A 22,251-nucleotide genomic window follows, 5' to 3' on the forward strand; every position below is an offset into this window, starting at 1 on the left:
CATGGTGTCGGGGCCCTCGTTCTGAGGCGGCACCGGGGATCAGTCGTCGAGGAGGTCCTTCGGCTTGACCTCGGCATGACGCAGGGCGGCCTCGAGGGCGGGCAGGGCCTGCGCCTCGGCCTCGGCCTGGACCTGCCCGAGGCGACCGGCCAGCCAGCCGTAGGTGTACGAGGACTCCCCCGCCGCGACGGCGGCGTCACGGACGTGACGGAGGGCGGGCAGCACGACCTCGAGGTCCTGGACCGCCCCCAGGGCCTCGGTGACCTGCTCCCAGTCGGCGGCACGGGCGGCTGCGGTCTCACCGAACGCCGGAGCCGTCGCCTCGAACGCGTAGCGGACCGCCTTGGCCCGCTTGCGGGTCTCATGGAGCAGCGTCAGGCGCTCCTGCGCGGTCTCCGCATCCCGCGCCTGCTGCGCGGTCTCGGCCGTCAGCGCGACGGCGTCGGCCACCATCTGCGGCAGGACCTTCTTGCCCTTGCGTCCGTGCTCGCCGACCAGCGGCGGGGCGGCCACGAACTCGGTGAGGGTGTCCATCAGGCGGGCGTAGCGCGGCGAGGCCTGCGCCTTCACCAGCTGGGCGTGCGCCTGAGCGTGGCGGCGGCCGAGCTCCTCGGCGGCCCGTGTCTTCACCGGGCCGTCGTAGTCGGCGCGGGGGACGGTGTCCAGGTCGGCCAGGATGCGGGCCGAGACCACCTCGGCGTCGCGCGGGTCGCCCAGGCGGCGGGCGTACCAGCCGAGCTCCTTGCGCAGGGCCTCGGCCTGCTCGCCGTCGAAGAGGGCACCGAAGGTGCGCAGGGTGCTGCGCAGGCGGCGGATGGCCACACGGGACTTGTGCACGGCCTCCGGGGCGTCGGCGGCCACGCCGGCCTCGCGGGCGCGGATCACGGCGGCCTGCTCGGCCACATAGGCCATCACCAGGGTGCCTGCCGGGTCCTTCTTCTTCGGGCCCTTGCCCTTGGCCTGTCGCTTGAGCGACTTCTCCAGGGCACGGCCGAGCTTGGACGGCGAGCCCGCCGGCTCCACGCCCTGCGCGGCCAGGTGCATGACGGTCAGGTCCAGCAGCTCCGGGGCGGCGCCCGGCATCAGCTCCACCTCGAGCTCGCGCCAGGCACGGCCGGACGGGGACGCCTCCACGCGGTCGTCGCAGAGGGTCGCGACGACGGCGCCCGAGGCGTCCAGCAGGTCCACCGCGGTGCGCTGCGTGGACAGCACGGCCACCGGCATGAGACCCCGCTCGGCCTCCGGCACGGACTCCCAGTCGGCACCGAGATGTTCGGCGAGCGCCTGCAGGTGCGTCTCCGGGACGGCCCAGCGGCCAGCGCCGGAACCGAGGCCGGTGCGGACCTCGAGACGGTCGGCGTCGGCCGGCAGCTTCAGGTGCCAGCCGTCGTCCGTGCCGCCCTCGCGGCGGCGCAGGGTGACCTGGTTGCGCAGCAGCAGCAGGTCGGCGGTGTCCAGGTAGACGGCGCGCAGGGCCTGCTCGCGGACCTCGCCCTGGTCGAACACGGCGGACAGGTCCGGCAGCTGCGCGTCCGCATCGAGCACGAAGGTCACCTCGGCCTCGAGCGCCACGGCGGCGTCCTCACCGCCGTCCTGACCGGCGGCGATCACGTCGCCGTCGTGGAATGAGGTCGCGGCCTCGTCCACCGGGCCGGTCGCGGCCGGGTCGGCCGGCCGGGTGCCCACATCCTCGACGACCTCGCCCTCGGGCTTCTTCTCGACGACCTCGCCCTCGGGCTTCTTCACATGCTTCCGGGACTTCTTCGCGTCCGACGTCGTGGAGGTCTTCTTCTTCGTCATGCCGGCTCGTCTCCGCCTTCCTCAACGGGGTCGGTGGTTGTGGATCCAGCCTAGTTCCGCCCCACGGCGGCCGGACAGTGCGCAGGAGCGAACCCACGGCACCCCGATCGGCTCACTCGGCCGCGCGGAACGCCTCCACCTGGGCTCGCAGCATCTGCGCGGCGGCCTCAGGCTCCACCTGCACGAACGTCGCGGACAGGTGCCGGTGGCCGGCCGAGGCACCGCCCAGGGTGACGACCGATTCGCCGCGGGGCCCGGAGGACCGGACGAGCACGGCGCCGGGTACGCCGTCCACGGCGGAGAACTCCACCTCAGTGCCATCGGAGCCGGTGAGAGTCCCGCAGGTCTGGGGCAGGGCTCCGTACGCTCCCACCAGATCCGTGGTGGAGGGCGTGTAGACGAGGAACGACGCCACGGAGGCCTCGGGCCCGAGCACCCCGGCCGCTCCCGGGTCCACCTCGTAGCCGGTGTGCAGCAGGACCGTGTGCGGCACGGTGGCCTCGTCGATGCGTCGGACGAGGTCCCGGCACTCGCCGGTCGGCTCCACACCCTCCAGCGGCAGCGGCTGGCTGAAGGGCACGTCCGGCATCTCCTGGATGCGCTCGGCGGTCACCAGCCCGCTCGGCAGGTCGGCGGCGGGCACCACGGCGGCACGCATGCCCGGCAGCACGCGCTCGGCCTCGCCAGGTGCCAGCGTGGTGGAGTCCGTGCCGCGGTAGTTGCCCGGCACCGTGGCCACGATGTCGTCCGGGGCCTGAGGCGCCTGCTGCTCCTCCGCAGTGCTGGCGTCTGCGCTGGCCTCCTTCTGCACCGGCGAGGGGGCCGCCCCCTCGGTGGCGTCCTCGGCGCCGCAGGCCGTCACCGCGAGCAGCGCGGCGACGGCCAGGGCTGCCAGGGTGGTCCGGGGGCGCCGACCTGCCGTGGCAGGTCCGGCGCTGCGGCCTGCTGCGGTGTGCGGTCCGGCGGTGATCATGGCAGGTCCTCCTCAGCGATACGGGTGCGAGGCCAGACGGGACGGCGGCCTGCGGGGCGTCGTCACCGCTTCCGCTCCTCGAAGGCGGCGACCTGCTCGCGCAGCATCTGCTCGGCGAGCTCCGTCTCGATGTTCACATATCCGGTGTAGACGTGCTCGTCCCCGTCCGAGGCCCCGCCCATGAGCAGCTCGATGCGCTCACCACCGGACTCCATGACCAGCCGACTGGCCCCGGGCAGGCCCTCGACCGGCTCGAACACCGCCGTGGCGTTCGGCCCGCTCAGCTCGCCGCAGACCTCCGGCAGCTGCCCGAACATGCCCATGACGTCCTCCTCGTCCGGGGTGATCACGGCCGCGGCGAACGCCTCCGGCTCCCCGATCGCCCCCTCGGCGTCCGGGTCCACCTCGTACTGGGAGAACCCGACCGCAGAGCCCGGCCGGGAGAACGTGTCGATCCGGGTGATCAGCCGCCGGCACTCACCCTGGGCCTCCACGCCGCGCACGGTCATGTTCAGCTCGAACTGCGAGTCCACGGAGGCCCGGCGCTGCTCGCCCACGAGCACGTCCCCGGGAAGGTCCTCGGCCAGCAGGATGCTCGGGGCCATCTCCTCCAGGCGGGACTGCTGTTCGCGCCCCGCGGCGCTCAGCGACGACGAGGACGACGGGGAGGAGGGCGTCCCGTCGAGGCCGGGACCGGCTTCCAGTGAGGGCCCGTCGTGACCGCCCGAAGGACTCGGCTCGTCCTCCTCGTCCGACGGCGAGGTCGCCGAAGCGTCCGTCCCTTCCGGCGAACGATCCGCGGAGGTTTCCCCGCCCGACCCGGCCGACGTCGACGTCTCGGGCGACTCCGCTGCAGACTCGGACGTCGTCGTCCCCTCGGGGTCCCCCGTGCCTCCGCCGGCCTCCTCGTCCGGGTCGGGCATCCCAGAGGAGCAGGCGGCCAGGGTCACGGCGGCGGCCGCCAGGAGGCCGGCCAGGTGCACTGAGGTCTTCATGGTTCCTCTCCAGGACGTCTTCCCGTGCTCTGGCCCACTATCCTCGGCTCAGGGGCGCGAGTCCAGGGCATCGGGGCCCTGCCTCGAGGGCGAGACCTGCGCCGGCCGAGCCTGCCCGCGACCTCTACGTCCCCCTACGCGACATGTGACATGCGCAACATCTATGATGTGGCGATCAAGGGGCGTCGTCCTCCCTGCGGGGAGCCCGCGGCGCCCGGCACACCACGACCCGACGGACTCCGGTCCCGTCACAATGAAGGCAGTCCCATGTCACGCACGCACCACCGTGTCGTCGCCGCCGCCTCCCTGTGCACCGGCGCGCTCGCCCTCTCGGGCTGCGCCGTCATCGGAGGCACGTCCTCCTCCAAGGCGGTCGGCTCCGATGAGCACCTGTCCTCCTCCTACCAGCTGGTGGAGCCCGGCACCCTCACCGTGTGCTCGGACATCCCGTACCCGCCGTTCGAGTTCGAACAGGACGGCAAGATCACCGGCTACGACATCGAGCTCGTGCACGCCGTCGCCGAGAAACTCGAGCTGGACGTCGACGTCATCGACTCGTCCTTCGAGGCGATCGAGTCCGGCGCCTCGCTCACCGGCTGCGACCTCAACGCCTCCTCGATCTCCATCACCGAGGCCCGTCAGCGCGTCATGGCCTTCACCAGCCCCTACCTCGACGACGACCTCGTGCTCATCGCCCGCAAGGACAGGGGCTTCACGTCCGTCGAGGACCTGGAGGACGCACGCGTCGGCGTGCAGACCGCCACCACCGGCGCCGAGTACGCCACGGAGCAGGGTCTGAACGTCGTCCAGTACGAGGACGGCGGCATGCAGGTGCAGGCCCTGAAGGCCGGCAACGTGGACGCCACCCTCGGGAACCAGTCCGTGCTCCTGTACGAGCTGAAGGACGACGACCGCTTCGAGATCGTCGAGGAGTTGCCCACCGGCGAACAGCTCGGGATGGCGGTCGGCGCCGAGAAGGCCCAGCTGCTCTCCGCCGTGGACCGCGCACTGCAGGAGCTGCGCACCGAGGGCAAGGTCGCTGAGCTGCAGGACAAGTGGTTCGGACACGTGCAGGAGGCCTACAGGTGAGCACCGCAGAGCAGACCCCCACGCCCCAACGCGCCCAGGAGCCGACGCCGAAGCCGGGCGCGGCCCGCCGTCGCAAGACCATCTCGCTGGCGGTCCAGGCCGGCGTGTTCGTCCTGGCGATCGTGCTCCTTGCCGTCCTGGTCGACTGGACGGCCCTCGGGGAGAACGTCTTCAACTTCGGCGCCGTGGGCGCGATGTTCCCGGACATCATCCTCGTCGGCCTCGGCAACACGCTCTTCTACACGGTCACGTCGTTCGTCCTGGGTCTTCTCGGCGGCATGGTCCTCGCGCTGATGCGCATGAGCGCCTTCCCCCCGTACCGCTGGATCGCCACCGCCTACGTGGAGTTCTTCCGCGGCGTCCCGGCGCTGCTCGTGTTCCTGGCCCTCGGCTATGGCGTGCCCTTCGCCTTCGGCGTGAGCTGGCCCATCCCGCTGGTCGTCTGCCTCGCCCTGGGCCTGGTGGCGTCGGCCTACATCGCCGAGACCCTCCGCGCAGGTCTGCAGGCGGTGCCGAAGGGCCAGACGGAAGCCGCCCGCTCCCTCGGCATGCCTGCCTGGCGCGCCATGGTGACCATCGTGATCCCACAGGCGTTCCGCATCGTGCTGCCGCCGCTGACCAACGAGGTCATCCTGCTGACCAAGGACTCGTCTCTGGTCTACGTGCTCGGCCTCGCGGTCTTCCAGTACGACCTCACGAAGTTCGGCCGCGACGGCATCTCCTCGCTCGGCGCAGGCATGACCCCGATCGTGGTCGCCGGTGTGCTGTACCTGGTGATCACCGTGCCGCTGTCCCTGCTGGCCCGCCGCTTCGAGTCCACGTCCGCCCGGAAGAAGGTCTGAGATGTCCGAGAACACCGCACACACCCCGGGCACGGATCCGCACCCGCCCACCACCGGCTCCCTGCGTCAGGTCCAGGCCGCCCGCGTGACCATCAAGGACCTGAACAAGTCCTACGGATCGAACCACGTGCTCAAGGGCATCGACCTGGACGTCGCCCCCGGCGAGGTCGTCTGCCTCATCGGCCCTTCCGGCTCGGGCAAGTCCACGCTGCTGCGCTGCGTGAACCTGCTGGAGACCCCGAACAGCGGCACGGTGGAGGTCGGCGAGTTCACCGTGACTGACCCGGACGTGGACATCGACACCATGCGCCGCCACGTCGGCATGGTGTTCCAGCAGTTCAACCTGTTCCCTCACCTGACCGTGATGGAGAACTGCACGGTCGCCCAGATCAAGGTCCTCAAACGGGGGAAGGCCGAAGCACAGAAGGTGGCCCGGCGTCAGCTGCGGCGTGTGGGCCTCGGTGAGCTCGCGGACCGCTATCCGGACCAGCTCTCCGGCGGACAGCAGCAGCGTGTGGCGATCGCCCGCGCCCTGTCCATGGCCCCGCAGCTCATGCTCTTCGATGAGCCCACCTCCGCCCTCGACCCGGAGACGGTCGGCGAAGTGCTCGCCATCATGCGCCAGCTGGCCAAGGACGGCATGACCATGCTCGTGGTGACCCATGAAATGGGCTTCGCCCGCGAGGTGGCGGACCGCGTGGTCTTCATGGACGGCGGCATCGTGGTGGAGGAAGGCCGTGCCGCGGACGTCATCACCGACCCGCAGCAGCCGCGTACGCAGGACTTCCTGCGCCGCGTCCTCAACCCCACCGAGGTGGACATCTGACCGGCCGGGACGGCATGACGGCTGACGCAACGGGGCCCGCACCGGATGATCCGGTGCGGGCCCCGTCGTGCAGTGGCGTCAGGCTCAGGCGGCCTTGCGCAGCTTCTTCAGCTCCTCGCGGGCCTCGCGCAGGGCAGCGGTCTGCTCGTCGCGGGCGGCGTGGATGGCGTCCACCTTGTCGGCCTTGGCGGCGGCGATGGCCTCCACCTTGGCGTCACGGGCAGCGTCGATGCGGGCGGCGCGCTTCTTGGCGGCCTTGCGGCGCTTGCCCGGGCGGTTGGCCACGGAGTCGGCCATGATGCCCACGCCCGCGCCGACGAGGAACAGGTCCTTGGCCACCGCGGTGCCCTCCTGGGACGGGCGCACGCCGTCGGCCTGGGTCATCTCCGGGGTGTTCAGGTACATGGACATCAGGCCGCCGGAGAAGGCGGTCAGAGCGGCGCCGGCGAGCCATCCCGGGACCACCGGGAGCAGCAGGGCCGCGCCGGTGCCGATCTCGGAGGCGACGAGGAAGTTCTTGAACTGGGCCGGGGTCAGCTTCGACAGCTGCGGCACGCCCTTGACGGCCATCTGCTGGAGGCCGGCGGCCTGCTCGTCGGACAGCTTCCGCTTGTTGAGGCCCGAGTTGAGGATGAACGCGCCGGAGGTGAGGCGCAGGGGAATCTGGACGATGCTCATGGATCGCTTCCTTCCAGTCATTCCCGCGGCACACTCTGGTGCGCGAGAGGACGTCTGTAGTCGTCAGGGTCTACAGCAGGCCACACTACCGAAGTCCGCGCCCCGATGCGTCCTGGGCACCCCGGAAGTCGTCCCCTGACCGGCGTGGCCCCGACCCCGCCCGGGCCGAGGTGAGCAATCCCTCACGTCATGCCCTCTCTCCTCGCGTGCGCGCGTGCGCAAGAATGTCAGGCATGCACCTCACCCCTGGCGCCCTCTCCACGCTCGCGGCCGCCGAGTCCGCTGACTACGGCTGGCTCGGCAATGCGGTCGTCGCGATCATGGAGGCCGTCGGCCCCGTCGGCGTCGCCCTCGCCGTCTTCGCCGAGAACCTCTTCCCGCCGATCCCCTCCGAGCTGATCCTGCCGCTGGCCGGCTTCACCGCCGCGAACGGCGCCTTCTCCCCTCTCGCTGCCACCGCGTGGGCCACGGTCGGCTCCGTGGTCGGCGCACTCGCCCTGTACGGGGTCGGTGCAGCCCTCGGCCGTCGCCGCATGTACCGGATCGCGGACCGGCTCCCCCTGGTGGACATCGACGACGTCGAGGCCACCGAGCGCTGGTTCGCTCGCTACGGCACGTGGAGCGTGCTGCTGGGCCGCCTGATCCCGGTGTTCCGGTCCCTCATCTCCATCCCGGCAGGCATCGAGCGCATGCACCTGGGCCTGTTCGTCCTCTACTCCACGATCGGCTCGGCCGTGTGGAACACCGTCCTCGTCTACGGCGGCTACCTGCTGGGCGCGAACTTCCATCTCGTGTCGGACTATGCTGACCTGTTCTCCAACGTGGTCGTGGTCCTCGTCATCACGGTCCTGGCCGTCTGGGTGGTCCTGCGCGTGCTGCGGAACCGCCGACGCCGCCGAGACCCCGACTTCCGCCCCCGCACCGCGGACGAGGCGGCCGCCAAGATCGACGCCCTGCTCACCTCCCACGACCCGCGAAAGTGAACCCATGCCCTCCCCCGCTTCCCGACGTCGCTCCCGCGCTCTCCTCTCCGTCGTCGCCGTCGCGGTGTTCGCACTGACGGCCTGTGGTCCGAAGGACGACGCGGCCGATGATTCCTCCCCGTCGCCGTCGTCCTCCGCCACCGAGGCGACGACGCTGCCCCCGATGGACCTGGCCCCGTTCACCATGGACGTGCCGACGCACGACCTGGACATGCTGCCGGGAGCGACCCTGCGCGCGATCAAGGGCACCGACCCGGACTACGACGGCGCCTGGTTCGCCGTCCCGCACGCGGACACCTGGACGAAGGCCATGGAGGAGGCCGTGCTGGCCCGCGTGGACGCCTTCTCCCGTGACGCGACGGACCAGGATGTGCACCTGGACGTGCAGCCGCTGCTCGCCGTGGTGGGTCCGACGGTCGCCGCGGCCCGCATCGTCTCCACCCAGAAGCGCGAGGACACCGCCGTCGCCGCATCGCGCGTGCTCTGGTACGACGCACAGCAGGGCAGGGTCCTCGACCCCGAGGACCTGTTCAGCGAGAGCGGCTGGAGCGCCCTGCGCCGCGAGATCGCCTCCCGCCTGCAGGAGGACCCGGACGTGAACGAAGACCGCCTCGACGCCGCCGTCCGCGAGCCGGACGCCGCGGAGAACCGACGGGTCTGGGACGGCATCGTGTTCCTGGAGGACGGCAGCCTGCTGCTCGAGGTGGACCAGGGCTCCCTGGCCCCGGAGGGCGCCGGCGTGCTCAACGCCCGCGTCTCCGCGGACATGCTCGGCCCCTGGCTCTCGGATGCCGGCCGTCGTGGACAGCAGGCGGCGCGCAACCCGCAGCCGTTGGTGCTGCAGCCGCCGCAGACCGCGGCACCGCGGACCTCCCAGGCCCCCACCTCCGCTCCGCAGACGTCCCAGGCGCCGACCTCGAGCGGCGCCCCGTCCTCGTCCTCCCGTCCCACCGGCTCGGAGTCGGCGGAGCCGAGTGCGTCGGAGTCGTCCGCGACGCCGTCGCGCTCGACGTCCCCGACGACCGGCCCCTCGCCGACCGAGTCCGCATCGCCGGAGTCCCCGAGCCCGTCGCGGACAGAGACCGAGTCGCCGACGCCCTCCCCGGACCCCTCGCCGACCGAGACCGACTCGCCGACCTCCCCGAGCCCCTCGCCGACCGAATCCGAGTCGCCGACCCCGTCCTCGAGCGCATCGACGTCCCCGGACCCCTCGCCGACCGAATCCGAGTCGCCGAGCCCCTCGCCGACCGAATCCGAGTCGCCGAGCCCCTCGCCGACCGAATCCGAGTCGCCGAGCCCCTCGCCGACCGAATCCGAATCACCGACCTCCCCGAGCCCCTCGCCGACCGAGACCGAGTCGCCGACCCCGTCCGCGAGCGCATCGACGTCCCCGAAGCCCTCGGGGTCTCCGAGCCCGTCCGCGAGCGCATCGACGTCTCCGGGTTCCTCGAGGTCCCCGAACCCTTCCTCCACCGAGGGGACGCAGTCCGCAGAGCCCTCGCCCAGCGGGACCGTCGAGGCCTCCGCCACGGACACGGAGGCCACTGCGCCGCGTCTCGGGTGAGCAACCCCGGGTGGCCGCTGTCGGATGACCGGGCCAGGCGGGTCGGCATTCGGTCACGATGTGGCATCGTTCCGGCATCGATCCGGCCGGAGCCACGTCATCCGGCCGGTGAGGACCTCCGGCGAACGTACGCTGTGGTCCTTGGATGCCGCGCCTGTCCCCTGCCTATGGATCCATTCCGGACCCAGGACTGAGCGTGGCTCCCTCCCGTCCTGCGTGCCCCGTCAGGGGCCTGTCGTCACGTGCTCCTGGAAGAGGTCCTCGTGTCCGCCCGTCCCCGCCCGCTCCGCCGTCTCACCGTCTCCGCCCTCCTGGCCGGCCTCGTGCTGACCGGCTGCGGGGCAGACCCCTCGGAGTCGGCAGTGCCCACCGGCGCCCGGGAGGCCTCCCGGACCTCCTCCCCTTCGGAGTCGTCCTCCTCTCCCTCCTCCACCGAAAGCGCGACGACGGCCCCCTCCTCCACTGCCTTGTCGTCCTCTTCCGCCCCGGCCACGGCGGCACCGAGCACGTCCGCGTCCGCCCCGGCGTCGCCGACGCGTTCCCCCTCGAGCACGGCCGCGCCCACCACGGACGCCCCGACTCCGACGCCCACGTGGTCCCCGTCGGCCCCACCGGTGCCTTCGACCACCGCTCCGGCGACACCAAGCCCCTCGCCGTCGCCGACCACCTCCGCACCGACGCCCACGCTGACGCCGGCGCCGACCCCCACTCCCACGCCGACCACCTCCTCTCCGGCTCCGACGCCGTCGCCGACCACCTCCGCACCGACGACCCCGCGCCCCACACCGACACCATCCGCCCCAGCCCCCACGCCGACCACCTCCGCACCGACCCCCACCCCCACACCCACGCCCACACCCACTCCGACGCCGACCTCGGGCCCGGTGGACTGCTCGGCCGTGCCCTGCGTGGCCCTGACCTTCGACGACGGCCCGGGCGCCCACACCTCGCGTCTGCTGGACATCCTGGCCGCCCACGACGTGAAGGCGACCTTCTACACGGTCGGCCGTCAGATCGAGCAGCGTCCCGGCGTCATCCGGAAGATGGCGGCCGCCGGCCACCAGATCGGCAACCACAGCTATGACCACCCGCAGCTGACTGCCGTCTCCGCGGACGCGGCGCGCCGGCAGATCGCCACCACAGACGCGCTGCTGCGCGCCCAGGGCGTCACCCCGTCCACGGTGCGGCCGCCGTACGGCTCCTACAACACCTCCGTCCTGCAGGTGCTGGGCTCGCTGGGCCACGGCGCCGTGAACTGGAACGTGGACCCCCGCGACTGGCAGGACAAGGACACCCCGACCGTCGTCCAGCGCGTGACCTCCGCGGCCCGGCCGGGCGCGATCCTGCTGATGCACGACGTGCACTCCACCTCCGTGGACGCCGTGCCGCAGATCATCACGACTCTGAAGGCGCGCGGCTACCACTTCGTCACGGTGGACCAGATCACCGGGGGCGTCGCCCCGGGCTCCGCGGTGCACAGCGGCATGCACCCCTGAGGGGACTCCGGTTGGCGGCACCGTGCCCGCACCGGGGAGAATCGGCCCATGACCGAGCAGAACCCCGTGCCCGCCGAGGACCGCGCCCACGTCCATGACCACAACCGGGACAAGGACCCGGAGCTGTTCCGCCGCGAGCCGGTGTCCTTCGTACGTCGCGGCTCCCGCCTGAACCGCTCGCGGCAGGCGGTGTGGGAGCGCATGGCGGACGAGGTCCTCGTGGAGGTCCCCCGATTCCGCGCGGTCACCTCCGTGGCGCGGGACGCTCAGGTGGACTGGGACGCACAGTTCGGCCGCAGCGCCCCGCTGCTCGTGGACATCGGCTCCGGCCAGGGCGAGTCCACTGCGCAGGGGGCGAAGGACCGACCGGACTGGAACGTGCTGGCCGTGGAGGTGTATATTCCGGGCCTCGCCGGGCTGATGGGGCTCGTGGAGCGCGAGGGCCTGACCAACGTGCGCGCGGTGGAGGCCAACGCCCCGGAGCTGCTGGACCACACCATGGAGCCCGGTTCCGTGGACGAGGTCTGGATCTTCTTCCCGGACCCGTGGCACAAGGCCCGCCACCACAAGCGACGACTGGTCTCCACCGCCCTGGCCGAGCGTCTGGCGCGGGTGCTGCGCCCGGGCGGGGTGCTGCGCCTGGCCACGGACTGGTCCGGCTACGCCGTGCACATGCGGGCGGTCATGGACGCCGCCGCCGAGTTCGAGAACCCCCATGCCGGCGAGCGCGCGGGCGAGGACTCGCCGCTCACACGCGTCCGGCGCGAGGGCCGTGAGCTCGAGGTGGGAGCGCAGCCCCTGCCCGCCGGCTGGGACGACGCCGAGGCCGGGCAGCGTCCGGCCCGCGCGGGCCTGGGCGAGGCCGTGGTCGCCTCCGAGGCGCAGGACCCGGTGGACCACGTCGGCGGCTGGGCGCCGCGCTTCGAGGGCCGCCCCCTCACGCAGTTCGAGAACAAGGCCCTCAAGGCCGGCCGCCTCGTCTTCGACCTCACCTACGTGCGCCGCTGAGCCTTTCCCGACGCCGGCCGCCCGCCTCAGGCGCGCGGCAGCGGCAGGCCGGTGGTGACGCGGGCCGTGGCCGCAAGGGTGATGGTTCCCGGGTCGCGGTAGCCGCGCGGGGCGTCCTCCCCGGCCTGTGGGCTCCATCGGGAGGTGTCGTGCCCTCGCACGGCGGCCCCGCCCAGGGTGCTGCCGTCGGCGGCCGCGTCGGCGGTCCGCTCCACGGCACCGCGGGCTCGGCCCTGCGCACCGGCAGCCGGAGGCTCCACGGGCAGGGTGTGCACGCCGGACCAGGGAAGGCGTCGGCCGCTGAACCGGCCGATCTGCGCCAGCCGGTCCTGCGGTGCCGACGCCTCGTAGACACGGAGCGGGTCCATCCCCATGAGCGCCGGTTCCCGGGCGAGCCGACGCGGCAGGCCGATGGCCCCGGCGAGCACCAGCACGTCCACCGAGGGCACGACGTCCCCGGCCTGGCGGCGCTGCTGTAGCAGCTCGAGCGCATACGCGGCCACGACCGTGCCGTAGGAGTGTGCCTCCAGCCCGAGGTGCACCTGCGGCACAGCTCCGGGCTGGGCACGGCGCAGCTGGTCCTGGCAGCGCATCAGGTGATCGGCCAGCGCGCGGGCTCCCGTGCGGGCCGGCGAGTCGAACAGGGTGGCCAGGGCGTTCGGGGACCGGTAGCCCAACCAGGCGATCGTCGCCGGACGCGGCGCCCCGGCGGCCCGCTGGGCGGCCCAGAGATTCCCGGCCTCGTTGACGGCGCCCCACATGGCGGTCTCGGGGCGGATGCCCATGCCGGAGACCATCCAGGTCACGTGCGTGGCGGTGAAGGGGTCGCCCACGGCCACCACCGCCACGGGGCCGGTCTTCGGGTCCAGGCTGTACTCGAGCAGCACCCGGTCCGGCAGACAGCGGTCCAGCCCGTCCGGCTTCAAGGCGTGCACCACGCCGTCCAGGGCTCGCCGGGCACGGCGGCCCAGCTCGGGCCGGCGGCGCATGTCGGCACGCAGCCGTTCGCGGAGGGCCGCGAGCCGCTCCGGGGAGAACGGGCCCTGCTCCGGCGAGGCCGAGGCGGAGGCGACGGCCGCACCGGTGGTGCCGGCGCCGTCGTCGGGAAGGGACAGGGGCCCGGCCACGGTCAGTCCTGCGGCGGGGTCCAGGTGAGCACCCGGCGGGTGCGGGAGTAGCCGGTGGGCAGGGCGCGGACCACCGCACCGCGCTGGCGCGGGGTGCCCGTGGTGGGCGCGGGGACGGCGGTGCGGCCGGTGCGGCGCTCTCGGGTGCGCGTCTCGGAGTCGCCGTAGCGGGTGGAGACGTCGCCGCCGGCGCCCACGGTGAAGACGCGGGCCAGACGGGAGGCCTGGTGCAGGCGGTCCACCTGCCCGGCCAGGTCTGCGACGGTGTCCTGGAGCTGCTCCACCTCCCGCTGCAGGTCCACGATCCGGCGGATCCCCTCGAGGGACACGCCTTCGCGGGACAGCGCCTGCACGGTGCGCAGCCGGTCCACATCGGCACGGGAGTAGCGGCGCTGGCGGCCGCCCTGGCGCTGCGGGACCACCAGGCCGAGGCGGTCGTACTGGCGCAGGGTCTGCGGGTGCATGTCCGTCATCTCCGCGGCGGCGGAGATCACGAACACCGGTGCGGTCCAGTCCGCGCCGCGGTGCGCCGCCGCCCGGGCCGCACTCGCGGTGCGGTCCCGGGCGTCGTCACGGTCGGCTGCGCTCACCAGGAGGCCCTCGTCGCCAGGTCGGCGCGCACGTCGGTGCCCTCGGTGGCCCGGGCGAAGGCCTCCACGGCCTCACGCGCCTCGTCCGAGAGGTCGGTGGGCACCGCCACCTGCAGCTCCACGAACAGGTCGCCGGTCTTCTTCTTCGCCGGCACGCCGCGGCCCTTCAGGCGCAGCACCTTGCCGGAGCCGGAGCCGGCGGGGACCTTCACACGGACCTCGCCGTCCAGGGTGGGCACGGCCACGGTCGCCCCCAGGGCCGCCTCCGCGAAGGTGACGGGCACGGTGATGCGCAGGTCGTCGCCGTCGCGGTGGAAGAACGGGTGCTCGCGCACCTGCACGGTGACCATCAGGTCGCCGCGGCCGGCGGCGCCGGGCGAGCCCTTGCCGCGGACACGGACCTTCTGGCCGTCCCGGATGCCTGCCGGGATGCGCACGTCCACGACCTCCCCGTCCGCGGCACGCAGGGACACGGTGGTGCCCTTCATGGCGCCGCGGAAGGAGATGGTGGTGGTGGCGGTGCGGTCCGCGCCCTTGGACGGGGACGGCTGGCCGAAGCCGCCGAAGCCGCCGCCCGGGGAGCCGCCGAAGCCGCCCGCGCCGCCGCCGGTGAAGGCTCCGAACAGGTCGGACAGGTCCGGGCCGCCGCCACCTCCGGTGGAGAAGCGGGTGCCGCCGCGGCCGCCGTTGAACAGGTCGCCGAACACGTCCTCGAAGCCGCCGGTCCCGCCGCCGCCCGGGGCGGTGAAGCGGGCGCCGCCGCCCATGGCGCGCAGGGCGTCGTACTCCTGGCGCTGCTGGGGGTCGGAGAGCACCGTGTTCGCCTCGGTGATCTCCTTGAACTTGCGCTCGGCCTCCGCGTCTCCGGGGTTCTGGTCCGGGTGGTGCTTGCGGGCGAGCTTGCGGTAGGCCTTCTTGATGTCCGACTCGGAGGCGTCCTTGGACACCCCGAGGATCGCGTAGAAGTCCTTGTCGATCCAGTCCTGCGAGGCCATCGCCGCCTCCTCTCTGTCAGGTGTGGTGGTTCATCTGCGCCACGCCCGCCGCCGGGCGTCGCCGGTGCCGTGGGCGTCACGGGTGCCGTGGGCGTCGCGGCCGGTGCTGCCGGCCGCGACGTCCACGGCGCAGGTCACTCCGCGCCGGCGGAGACCATGACCTGGGCGGCGCGCAGCACGCGGCCGTTGCGCACATAGCCGTTGCGGAAGACCTGGACGATGTGCTCGGCCGGGACCTCGTCGTTCGGCTGGCGCAGCACGGCCTCGTGCACGGCCGGGTCGAACTCGGTGCCGGCCAGGGACTCCTGGTCGTGACGCTCGAGGCCGAGGCCGTTCAGCACGGTGTCCAGCTTCGCGGCGATCGCGGCCATCGGGCCGTCGGCGAGCTCGCCGGCGGCACGGGCGGCGTCCAGATCGTCCAGGACCGGAAGGAGGGACGTCACGGCCTTCAGGACGCCCTGGTCCTTGGCGACGTCGCGGTCGCGGTCCACGCGGCGCTTGTAGTTCACGTATTCGGCCTGCACACGGCGCAGGTCCTCCTCCAGCTCGGCCTCGCGGTCCGAGCCGGCGGGCGCGGCCTCGGCGCCGTCGGCGTCCGCGCCGGCTTCCCGGAGGATCTTCTCGGCCTGGGACAGGGCGTCGCCGTCGGCCTGCTCGCCGTCCACCTCCTGCGCTGCGGCGGCCTCCTGCTCGGCGGTCTGCTCTGCGGCGCGGTCGGCGGCCTCGGCGGCCTGTCCGTCCTGCCGGACGTCCTCGGGCTGGGTGTTCTCGTCGGGCTGCTTGTCCTGGCTCATGCCGGGCTCCTCTCATGCGGCCGCGTCCGGTGCGGCCGGAAGTCTGCGTGCCCCTGGTGGGGCGGGGACGACGACGGCGGGTCGGCTCCGCAGCGTCGGGCTGCGGTCTGCCGGCCCGCCGTCGTCGGATGAAGGTCACCGGTCCCGGCCGGCCGTCGGCATCAGGTGCCGCCGGCCGGCCCGCCCCGGATCAGTCCTTCTTCTCGTCGTCCTCGTCGACCACCTCGGCGTCGACGACGTCCTCGTCGGCGCCGTCGGCCTGGTCCGCGCCCGGCTGCTCGCCGGCGGCGGCGCCGTCGGCCTGCTGCTGGGCGTAGAGGGCCTCGCCGATCTTGACCTGGGACGCCTGGAGCTTCTCGAACGCGGCCTTGACCTCGTCGTCGTTGTCCTGCTTCTCCAGAGCGGCCTTGAGGGCGTCGACGTCGGCCTGGACCTCGGTCTTCACCTCATCCGAGAGCTTCTCGCCGTTCTCCTTGAGGAGCTTGTCCACGGCGTAGGCCGACTGCTCGGCCTGGTTGCGCTGCTCGGCGGCCTCGCGGCGCTTCTTGTCCTCCTCCGCGTGGGCCTCGGCGTCCTTGACCATGCGGTCGATGTCCTCCTGGGAGAGCGAGGAGCCGCCGGTGATGGTCATGGACTGCTCGGTGCCGGTGCCCTTGTCCTTGGCGGACACGTGGACGATGCCGTTGGCGTCGATGTCGAAGGTGACCTCGATCTGCGGCATGCCGCGCGGGGCCGGCGCGATGCCGGTCAACTCGAACGTGCCGAGGTTCTTGTTGTCCCGGGTGAACTCGCGCTCGCCCTGGAACACCTGGATGGACACGGACGGCTGGTTGTCCTCGGCGGTGGTGAAGGTCTCCGAGCGCTTGGTCGGGATGGCGGTGTTGCGCTCGATGAGCTTGGCCATCACGCCGCCCTTGGTCTCGATGCCCAGCGACAGCGGGGTCACGTCGATCAGCAGGACGTCCTTGCGCTCACCGGCAAGCACGCCGGCCTGCAGGGAGGCGCCGATGGCGACGACCTCGTCCGGGTTCACGCCCTTGTTCGGCTCCTTGCCGCCGGTGAGCTCCTTGACGAGCTCGGTCACGGCCGGCATGCGGGTGGAGCCGCCCACCAGGACCACGTGGTCGATGTCGCCGACCTTCACGCCGGCCTCGGCGATCACGTCGTCGAACGGCTTGCGGGTGCGCTCCAGCAGGTCCGCGGTGAGGTCCTGGAACTTCGCACGGGAGAGGTGCTCGTCCAGGTGCACCGGGCCCTCCGGGGTCACGGAGAGGTACTGCAGGGAGATGTTGGTGCTGGTCGCGGAGGACAGCTCCTTCTTCGCCTGCTCGGCGGCCTCCTTGAGGCGCTGGAGGGCGATCTTGTCCTTGGACAGGTCGGCGCCCTTGGCCTTGGCCTGCTGCAGCAGCCAGTCCACCACCCGCTGGTCCCAGTCGTCGCCGCCGAGGCGGTTGTCGCCGGAGGTCGCGCGGACCTGGATGGTGGAGAAGTCGTCCTCGTCCTTGCCCACCTCGAGGAGGGACACGTCGAAGGTGCCGCCGCCGAGGTCGAAGACGAGGATGAGCTCGTCCTCCTTGCCCTTCTCGAGGCCGTAGGCCAGGGCGGCCGCGGTCGGCTCGTTGATGATGCGGGACACGTTCAGGCCCGCGATCTCGCCGGCCTCCTTGGTGGCCTGGCGCTCGGCGTCGTTGAAGTAGGCCGGGACGGTGATCACCGCGTCGGTGACCTTCTCGCCCAGGTACTCCTCGGCGTCGTGCTTCAGCTTCATCAGGGTGCGCGCGGAGATCTCCTGCGCCGTGTACTTCTTGCCGTCCACCTCGGTGGTCCAGTCGGTGCCCATGTGGCGCTTGACCGAGGCCAGGGTGCGGTCCGGGTTGTTGACGGCCTGGCGCTTGGCGACTTCGCCGACCAGCACCTCGCCGGACTTGGAGAAGGCGACCACCGACGGGGTGGTGCGTGCGCCCTCGGCGTTCGCGATGACGACCGGGTCGCCACCCTCGAGGACGGCGACCACGGAGTTGGTGGTGCCCAGGTCGATACCCACTGCTCGCGACATCATGCGTCCTTTCGTCGACTGCTGCTCGAGGTGACCGCGGCCGACCGGTGCCGGCCGCCCTTGAGCGTTCTGGACTCAACCTGCCACCGGAGCGGAAGGCCTGTCAAGAAACCTGAGTCACCTCGACTCATGTTCTGGTGTCGTGCAGTACAACCCCACCCCCGGGGACTTCATTCCCGGCGCCTGGTGATCCTCGTCACATCCCTGCCGGACCCGCTCTCGGGCATCTCGCGGGCGCCCTCCCGGGCTTCCCTCGGAAGCGCTCGCGGCGCCCGCGCGGAGCCCTGCCGAGCCCATCGCAGTGTCGGCGCACAGGTGCTGACTAGACTTCTGAAGATCGGACCCGCAACCCAGGAGTGACACGTGTTCATCCTCTCGAGTCGCATGCGACCCACAGAGCAGTTCGAGGGATACGCCTTCGTCGGCACGGACTACGTGCACGGGCCCGCGGGCATGGCCGCGTATCGCGCGCGCACCGGCCGCACCGTCGGCCCCGGCGAGGACGGCTGCTACGTGGTCGCACGCCGGGCGGGCAGGCTCTTCGGCCGCCGCTTCGAGGTGGGCACGGACGCCAGCGGTCTGGGCCGTCTCTTCCTCTACCGCAGCGGCGACGAATGGGCGCTCGGCTCCTCCTACAGCGGGCTGGTGGAGCACCTGCGCGCCGAGGGCATGACGCTCACGCCCCGGCTCGGCAGGCTCCGTCCGTTCGCCCTCCGCCAGACGCTGACCATGCAGCTGTCCACCTTCCAGACGCCGTTCGACGAGATCCGACTCCTGCCGGTCGGCACCGTCGCGGTGATCCGCGGGGGCGTCCTCGTGCTCGAGCGCGCCCCCGAGCTCGAGCCGCTCGAGTACGAGGCGGCGCTCCAGCAGTACCTCGACGTCTGGCGCGGGCGCACCCGCGCCCTGCTCGCGGACCCGCGGGTCACCTTCACCGCGGACCTCAGCGGCGGCGTGGACTCCCGCACGGTGTTCGCGTTCCTCCTCGAGTCCGGCCTGTTCCGCACGGACTCGGACCGGTTCTGGCTGCACTCGGGCGTCAACCAGAAGGAGGACCTGGCCGTCGCGAAGGGGATCGCCGAGGCCCACGGCCTGACGGTGAACGGCCCCAAGCCGCCCTCCCGCACCCTGGTCTCCGGGTCCCGCGCCTACCGCCACTGGCGGGAGAACAGCCTCGGCGTGTACACCCCGGTCTATATGTCCTCGACGTTCCAGAACCCGTTCGAGGTGCATGCACACGGCGGCGGTGGCGGCACCATCAAGCAGTACTACCGGCATGCCGAGCCGCTGCGCCTGCTGGAGCCGTTCGAGGGGAAGATGCCCGCCGCCGACTTCGCCCTCTGGCAGGAGGAGATGGCCACCACGCAGGAGCAGCTGAAGCAGATCGCCCCGGGCGTCGTGCCGAGCATCCAGCACTACCTCGAGTTCCGGAACCGCTTCCACTTCGGCCACATCCCGAAGGCCCGCCCGCTGTTCATGCCGCTCAACTCGAAGTACGCCATCCGGGCGCTGACCGCCCTCCCGCAGGACGTGCGCCGCCGCTTCTACTTCGACGTCATGGAGTCCCTGGTCCCCGGGCTCAAGGACGTGGACTACGACAGCGCCCGCAAGGCACCCACCGCGCAGGAGCTCGAGAGCCTGGTCGTCCTGCCCGCCTCGGACCGGCTCGCCGCCGGCACGGCCTACGGCGACGACACGGTCGAGGCAGCCGACCCGGACGATCCCCTGTCCGCCGGCTTCCAGCGCTGGCTGCAGGACATCGACCGGGCCGCCGCCCGCCCGGAGGTGCGTCGCTTCATCATGGGCCGCGCCATGGCGCGCACAGACCGCACAGTGGAGGCCCTGCGCGCGCTGGGCAAGCCCTTCCACTCCCACTCCGGTCACTCCGTGGCACTGTCCCACCTGCTGATGGTGGACTTCACCCTCGGCGACTGACCGACGCCCCACGCCCGCCGTGGCGGGACGACGACGGCCCGCACCCTCTCCGCGGTGGGCGCGGGCCGTCGTCGGGAAGGGCCCGGCAGGACCCGGGTCAGGCGGCCTCGGCGGGCCACCAGACCTTCGGGCCGATGTCACGCACGAGCGCGGGGATCAGCAGGGTGCGGACCACGAGGGTGTCCAGCAGCACGCCGAAGGCCACGATGAACCCGAGCTGCACCATGAACACCAGCGGGATCACGGCCAGCGCCGCGAACGTCGCCGCGAGCACCACGCCGGCGGAGGTGATGACGCCGCCGGTGACCGTGAGCGCCTTGAGGACTCCGGCCCGGGTGCCGACCACGTCCGCCTCCTCGCGCGTGCGGGTCATGAGGAAGATCGTGTAGTCCACGCCGAGCGCCACGAGGAACACGAAGCCGTACAGCGGCACGGTCGGGTCCGCCCCCGGATACTCGAAGACGTGGTTGAACACGAGCGCCGAGACTCCCATCGCGGTGCCGAAGCTGATGACGGTGGCCGCCACCAGCAGGACGGCTGCCAGCACGGAGCGGAGCAGCACCATCAGGATGAGCAGCACCACCACCAGTACCAGCGGGATGATGACCACGAGGTCGCGCTGGGCGGTGTCGTTGGTGTCCAGCGCCTCGGCCGCGGTGCCGCCCACGAGGGTGTCGCCCGGGATGCCCTGCAGCTCGGTGCGGATCGTCTCGATGGTCTGCTGCGCTTCGAGGGACTCGGCCGGGTCGGCCAGGGTCACGGAGAACAGCACGTGGCCGTCCACCTCGAGCGGCGGCAGGTCCCTCGGCGGGGTCTCCGCCGGGGCGCCGCCCTCAGCCTCGAGCTGGACCTCGGCGACGCCGTCGGTGCCCTCGAGGATCTCCTGTACGCGGTCGCGCTCGTCCGTCGGGACCACGATGCTCGCCGGGGAGCCGGAGCCGGCGGCGAAGTGCTCCGAGAGCACGGCCTGGCCGGCCTTCGCGTCGGACTCGCCCAGGATCACGTCGGTCTGGGAGACGCCCGAGGCGTTGAGCTGGGTGATGCCGGCGGCCACGGCGAGCAGCACGGCGGCGGTGACGATCCAGACCGCGCGGGCGTGGCGGGCCACGAAGGCGGCCGAGCGCGTCCAGATCCCATGGTCGTTCTCGAGGCCGGCGATCGGACGGCCCTCGGCGTCCTCCGGCTGGCGGTAGGACCTGCCCTCGGCGGCCAGCCTCTCCCTGCGGGCGCGGGCGTTCGCCGGTGACGGGATGTTCGGCCAGAAGGCGACACGACCGAGCAGCTGGAGGATCCCCGGAAGCATGGTGAGCGCGGCGAGCCAGGCGAAGAGGATGCCGGAGGCGGCGATCGGGCCGAGCGAGCGGTTCGAGTTCAGATCGGAGAACAGCAGGCAGAGCAGGGCGATCGCCACGGTGGACGCCGAGGCGGTGATGGCGCCGAAACTGCCGCGGACCGCCGCCACGAGGGCGTCGAACACGTGCTCGCGGACCAGCAGCTCCTCGCGGTGGCGGGCCACCAGGAGCAGGCAGTAGTCCGTGGAGGCACCGATCACGAGGATCGAGAGGATGCCCTGGGACTGGCCGTTGAGCTGGATCCAGTCCCAGCGGGCCATCCAGTACACGGCCACGATCGCGGCGCACAACGCACCCATGGCGGTCAGCAGCACGACGATCGGCAGCAGCACCGAGCGGTACACGACCACGAGGATCACGAACACCACCGTCAGTGCGACGGCGAGCAGGATGCCGTCGATGCCGGCGAACGCGCCGCCCAGGTCCGAGGCCAGGCCGGCCGGGCCGGTCACGTGCCACTGCGTGTCCGCCAGCGAGGAGTCCTGCACGGCGGGGTCGTCCGCGGTGGTCTGGGCCAGCACGGTGCGCAGCTGATCCACCACGGAGTCGAGCTCGGGGGCCCCGTCCGAGGTGTCCACGAGGGCGATGAGCTGGAGCGCCCCGCCGTCCTCGCTCGGGAACGGGCCCACGACCTCCTGCACACCCTCGACGTCCTTCAGGGCGCCGGTGAGCGCTTCGACGGCGGGAGCGTCCGCTTGGGGATCGACGTCCGCCTCGCCCGCGACGACTGCCGGCACGGCCTCGCCCTGACGGAACTTCGCAGCCTCCTCGGAGGCGAGCGTGGACTCGGCGCCCGCCGGCAGGAAGGTCGCCTGGTCGTTGGAGGAGACCTCGGAGATCGCGCCGAACGTCGGGCCGCCGAAGCCCATCGCCGCGAACCACAGGACGGACAGGATCACGGCCAGGCCGGTGCGCAGGCCTGCTGACGGGCGCTTCGCACCTGTCAGCGGGGCGGGCGCGCCGGGCTCGGCGCCCGCGTGCCGGCCGTCCGCGGCCGGGTCGTCTGCGGGGGCTGTCCCCCGGTGTCCGGCACGGGCCGGCGGAGAACGGTACTCGTCGAGAGGTGAGGCAGCGGAGGCGTCCGAACCGGGCGCGCGTGAAGGCATGGGATAACCCTACGGTGGTTCGACTGTCAAACCAACTGGATG

At 72.3% G+C, this 22,251-nt stretch carries 19 protein-coding genes; 8 read left to right on the forward strand and 11 right to left on the reverse strand.

Going from position 1 to position 22,251, the window contains the following annotated elements; all coding sequences use genetic code 11:
- Window positions 1-39: 39 nt before the first annotated feature.
- From CEQ11_RS11530 to CEQ11_RS11540, 3 genes are all read right to left on the reverse strand, one after another.
- Window positions 40-1,800 (reverse strand): CYTH and CHAD domain-containing protein, encoded by a 1,761-nt coding sequence (locus CEQ11_RS11530; protein ID WP_088478693.1) that lies wholly within the window; start codon window positions 1,798-1,800, stop codon window positions 40-42.
- A gap of 112 nt (window positions 1,801-1,912) precedes the next feature.
- Window positions 1,913-2,773: a hypothetical protein gene (locus CEQ11_RS11535; RefSeq protein ID WP_088478694.1), complete on the reverse strand. Its 861-nt coding sequence runs from the start codon at window positions 2,771-2,773 to the stop codon at window positions 1,913-1,915.
- A gap of 62 nt (window positions 2,774-2,835) precedes the next feature.
- Window positions 2,836-3,768, reverse strand: coding sequence for a hypothetical protein (locus CEQ11_RS11540; protein WP_088478695.1), 933 nt, complete (start codon window positions 3,766-3,768; stop codon window positions 2,836-2,838).
- Between the two features lie 267 nt (window positions 3,769-4,035).
- Between CEQ11_RS11540 and CEQ11_RS11545 the strand changes: the two genes are divergently transcribed.
- The 3 genes from CEQ11_RS11545 (at window position 4,036) to CEQ11_RS11555 (ending at window position 6,525) form a co-directional block, all read left to right on the forward strand.
- The gene (locus tag CEQ11_RS11545; RefSeq protein WP_070640159.1) at window positions 4,036-4,857 is read left to right on the forward strand and encodes an ABC transporter substrate-binding protein; all 822 of its coding nucleotides are present in this window, start codon (window positions 4,036-4,038) and stop codon (window positions 4,855-4,857) included.
- Window positions 4,858-4,937: 80 nt separating this feature from the next.
- On the forward strand, window positions 4,938-5,699 hold the full coding sequence (locus CEQ11_RS11550) for an amino acid ABC transporter permease (protein WP_067189659.1): 762 nt from the start codon (window positions 4,938-4,940) through the stop codon (window positions 5,697-5,699).
- A gap of 1 nt (window position 5,700) precedes the next feature.
- Entirely contained in the window at window positions 5,701-6,525 is an 825-nt protein-coding gene (locus CEQ11_RS11555) for an amino acid ABC transporter ATP-binding protein (protein WP_088478696.1), read from the forward strand.
- A gap of 84 nt (window positions 6,526-6,609) precedes the next feature.
- On the opposite strand, the gene CEQ11_RS11560 is transcribed toward CEQ11_RS11555, so the two are convergent.
- Window positions 6,610-7,203, reverse strand: coding sequence for a hypothetical protein (locus tag CEQ11_RS11560; protein WP_070640156.1), 594 nt, complete (start codon window positions 7,201-7,203; stop codon window positions 6,610-6,612).
- A gap of 233 nt (window positions 7,204-7,436) precedes the next feature.
- On the opposite strand from CEQ11_RS11560, the gene CEQ11_RS11565 reads away from it, so the two are divergent.
- Together CEQ11_RS11565 and CEQ11_RS11570 are read left to right on the forward strand one after the other, a co-directional pair.
- A complete protein-coding gene (locus CEQ11_RS11565; protein ID WP_227718860.1) occupies window positions 7,437-8,186 on the forward strand; it encodes a DedA family protein in 750 nt (249 codons plus the stop codon).
- 4 nt (window positions 8,187-8,190) lie between these two features.
- Window positions 8,191-9,750, forward strand: a complete 1,560-nt coding sequence (locus CEQ11_RS11570; protein ID WP_102957531.1) for a hypothetical protein — start codon at window positions 8,191-8,193, stop codon at window positions 9,748-9,750.
- 238 nt (window positions 9,751-9,988) lie between these two features.
- Here CEQ11_RS11570 and CEQ11_RS12785 read toward each other — a convergent pair whose 3' ends face one another.
- Window positions 9,989-10,600, reverse strand: a complete 612-nt coding sequence (locus CEQ11_RS12785; RefSeq protein ID WP_127913492.1) for a hypothetical protein — start codon at window positions 10,598-10,600, stop codon at window positions 9,989-9,991.
- A gap of 49 nt (window positions 10,601-10,649) precedes the next feature.
- Between CEQ11_RS12785 and CEQ11_RS11580 the strand changes: the two genes are divergently transcribed.
- Both CEQ11_RS11580 and trmB read left to right on the forward strand, forming a co-directional pair.
- Complete coding sequence (locus tag CEQ11_RS11580) at window positions 10,650-11,246, forward strand: polysaccharide deacetylase family protein (protein WP_180962177.1); 597 nt, start codon at window positions 10,650-10,652, stop codon at window positions 11,244-11,246.
- A gap of 48 nt (window positions 11,247-11,294) precedes the next feature.
- Window positions 11,295-12,254, forward strand: coding sequence for a tRNA (guanosine(46)-N7)-methyltransferase TrmB (gene trmB / locus CEQ11_RS11585; protein WP_088478698.1), 960 nt, complete (start codon window positions 11,295-11,297; stop codon window positions 12,252-12,254).
- A gap of 26 nt (window positions 12,255-12,280) precedes the next feature.
- Here trmB and CEQ11_RS11590 read toward each other — a convergent pair whose 3' ends face one another.
- The 5 genes from CEQ11_RS11590 to dnaK form a co-directional block, all read right to left on the reverse strand.
- Window positions 12,281-13,381: an alpha/beta hydrolase gene (locus CEQ11_RS11590; protein ID WP_227718861.1), complete on the reverse strand. Its 1,101-nt coding sequence runs from the start codon at window positions 13,379-13,381 to the stop codon at window positions 12,281-12,283.
- 2 nt (window positions 13,382-13,383) lie between these two features.
- The gene (locus CEQ11_RS11595) at window positions 13,384-13,971 is read right to left on the reverse strand and encodes a heat shock protein transcriptional repressor HspR (protein WP_067189631.1); all 588 of its coding nucleotides are present in this window, start codon (window positions 13,969-13,971) and stop codon (window positions 13,384-13,386) included.
- A complete protein-coding gene (locus CEQ11_RS11600; protein WP_067189633.1) occupies window positions 13,968-14,966 on the reverse strand; it encodes a DnaJ C-terminal domain-containing protein in 999 nt (332 codons plus the stop codon). The genes CEQ11_RS11595 and CEQ11_RS11600 overlap by 4 nt, the downstream gene beginning before the upstream one ends.
- 134 nt (window positions 14,967-15,100) lie before the next feature.
- Window positions 15,101-15,760 (reverse strand): nucleotide exchange factor GrpE, encoded by a 660-nt coding sequence (locus tag CEQ11_RS11605; RefSeq protein ID WP_127913493.1) that lies wholly within the window; start codon window positions 15,758-15,760, stop codon window positions 15,101-15,103.
- A gap of 190 nt (window positions 15,761-15,950) precedes the next feature.
- Entirely contained in the window at window positions 15,951-17,816 is a 1,866-nt protein-coding gene (gene dnaK, locus CEQ11_RS11610; protein ID WP_067189665.1) for a molecular chaperone DnaK, read from the reverse strand.
- A gap of 384 nt (window positions 17,817-18,200) precedes the next feature.
- Between dnaK and CEQ11_RS11615 the strand changes: the two genes are divergently transcribed.
- A complete protein-coding gene (locus CEQ11_RS11615; protein ID WP_127913494.1) occupies window positions 18,201-19,751 on the forward strand; it encodes a hypothetical protein in 1,551 nt (516 codons plus the stop codon).
- A gap of 97 nt (window positions 19,752-19,848) precedes the next feature.
- Here the strand turns inward: CEQ11_RS11615 and CEQ11_RS11620 are convergent, their stop codons facing one another.
- Window positions 19,849-22,209 (reverse strand): MMPL family transporter, encoded by a 2,361-nt coding sequence (locus CEQ11_RS11620; RefSeq protein ID WP_088478700.1) that lies wholly within the window; start codon window positions 22,207-22,209, stop codon window positions 19,849-19,851.
- Between the last annotated feature and the right edge of the window lie 42 nt (window positions 22,210-22,251).

It is taken from the genome of Micrococcus sp. FDAARGOS_333, from assembly GCF_002206575.2.
GTDB lineage: Bacteria > Actinomycetota > Actinomycetes > Actinomycetales > Micrococcaceae > Micrococcus > Micrococcus lylae.